Origin of the sequence: Actinophytocola sp., from assembly GCF_036555685.1 — a bacterium.
GTDB lineage: Bacteria > Actinomycetota > Actinomycetes > Mycobacteriales > Pseudonocardiaceae > Actinophytocola.
Genome location: NZ_DATBKY010000195.1, coordinates 1 through 2,075 on the forward strand (window position 1 = coordinate 1; position 2,075 = coordinate 2,075).

Annotated in this window: 3 protein-coding genes; 2 read left to right on the top strand and 1 reads right to left on the bottom strand. The window is 72.5% G+C overall.

The window, feature by feature from the left end:
• Nucleotides 1-342: hypothetical protein (locus VH969_RS18280; RefSeq protein WP_414638555.1), on the bottom strand; the 342-nt coding region annotated here is incomplete at its 3' end.
• Between the two features lie 154 nt (nt 343-496).
• Between VH969_RS18280 and VH969_RS18285 the strand changes: the two genes are divergently transcribed.
• Nucleotides 497-1,375 carry an SIS domain-containing protein gene (locus VH969_RS18285; protein ID WP_331975730.1) on the top strand — a complete coding sequence of 293 codons (879 nt, stop codon included), beginning with the start codon at nt 497-499 and terminating at the stop codon, nt 1,373-1,375.
• Nucleotides 1,376-1,406: 31 nt separating this feature from the next.
• A partial coding sequence (locus VH969_RS18290; protein WP_331975732.1) for a tyrosine ABC transporter ATP-binding protein occupies nt 1,407-2,075 on the top strand: 669 nt, incomplete at its 3' end.

Genomic DNA, 2,075 nt, shown 5'->3' on the forward strand with positions numbered 1-2,075 from the left:
GTCCGCCCCCGGGGCGCATTGCCTGCCCTGCCCGCCGGACCGGGCCGCGCACGCCTGCCACGTGTAACCGACCTCGAAGCTCAGCAGCGTGTCGCCGGGCGGCAGCCGTGACGGCCGCCAGGACAGCCCGGCCGCCCGGACAACCGAGCCGTCCCGCGGCCGGCCGGCTATCTGCAGCGTGCCGTGGGGAACCGGCGGGCTGATCGCGGTGGCCCGGGCGGGCCGCATCGCCGGGGATGCGTGGGCGGGGGCGGCGGGGGCCGCCGCCATCAGCGGGACAGCCAGCGCGGCCGCCGCGACCAGGCAAGCGGGAACCCGCCATGGCGCCGTCGTGCGAGTCATCGCGGTGAGCCCCTTCCGCCGTCCGTGGGCCGGGCCTGGCCGCTTTCGTTCTCGCTCGGATGAGCGGATATTAGATCACACTCGTGCGTTCAGCAAGGCTGCTTCTGGTCGTTAATCTTGCTGACCGCGCGGCCGGGACGGTAGATTCACCTGGATGCGTGCCATCACGAGCGAGATCGCCAGCCAGCCTGCCCTGTGGCGGAAGGCGGCGGGCGTGGCTCAGGCCGCCGCGGGCGTGCTCCCGGCCGCCGGCGAGCCGGCCGCCGTGATCGGCTGCGGGACCTCCCACCACATCGCGCTGGCCTACGCGGCGCTCCGCGAGGGCAGGAACCTGGGCACGACGGACGCCTCGATCGCCTCCGAGCTGTCGCCGCACCGGAGTTACGGTCGCGTGGTGGCCATCTCGCGCTCGGGCACCACCACGGAGGTCCTGCGCACGCTCGAAGGGCTCAGGGGAAGCACCGCCACGGTCGCGGTCACCGCGGCGCCCGACTCGCCGGTCGCGTCGGCCGCCGACGACACGATCGTGCTGGACTTCGCGAACGAGCAGTCGGTCGTCCAGACGCGCTTTGCCACCACGGCGCTCGCCTTGCTGCGCGCGCACACCGGCGAGCGGCTCGAAGCCGCGATCGCCGGCGGGGAGGCGGCGCTGGCCGGGGCGCTGCCGGTCGAGCCCGCACGGTTCACGCAGTTCGTGTTCCTGGGGCAGGGCTGGACCGTGGGCCTCGCGAACGAGGCGGCGCTCAAGCTGCGCGAGGCGGCCTCGGCGTGGACCGAGGCGTACCCGGCGATGGAATACCGTCACGGCCCGATCAGCGTGGCCGGCCCCGGAACCCTCGTGTGGGCCATCGGCCCCGTCGATCCGGGTGTGCTCGCCGACGCGGCGGGCACCGGGGCCACCGTCGTCGACGTAGGGTCGGATCCGATGGCCGAGCTCGTCCTCATCCAGCGGATGGCCGTCGAGCTCGCCGAGGCCCGCGGGCTCGATCCCGACCATCCGAAGCACCTGACTCGCTCGGTGGTGCTGCCGTGAGTCGCAGCCGCTCACGCGGGAGGTCCTGATCGTGGCCGAGGTCTCGTTCCACGAGGTCACGAAAGTCTTCCCGAACGGGGCGACGGCGGTTGACGCGCTCACCTGCACGATCGGCGACGGCGAGTTCATGGTGCTGGTCGGGCCGTCCGGCTGCGGGAAGACGACCGCCCTCCGGATGATCGCCGGGCTGGAGGAGCCGACCTCGGGAGCGGTCGCCATCGGCGGGGAGGTCGTGAACGGCGTCTCCCCCCGCGACCGCGACATCGCGATGGTGTTCCAGAGCTACGCGCTGTACCCGCACAAGACCGTCCTGGAGAACCTGGCCTTCGGTCTCCGGCAGCACAAGATGCCGGCCGCCGAGATCGCGGAACGGGTCAGGGAGGTGAGCTCGCTCCTGACCCTTGATGAACTGCTGGACCGCAAGCCCGCCCAGCTCTCGGGCGGCCAGCGGCAGCGCGTGGCGATGGGGCGCGCGCTGGCCCGCAGGCCGCGCGTCTACCTCCTCGACGAGCCGCTCTCGAACCTGGACGCACAGCTGCGGACCCAGCTCCGCGCCGACCTCAAGCAGCTGCATCAGCGTTTCTCCACCACCACCGTGTACGTCACGCACGATCAGGTCGAGGCCATGACGCTCGGCGAGCGCATCGGCGTGATGTCCGGCGGGAAGCTGCTTCAGCTGGGGACGCCGCAGGAGATCTAC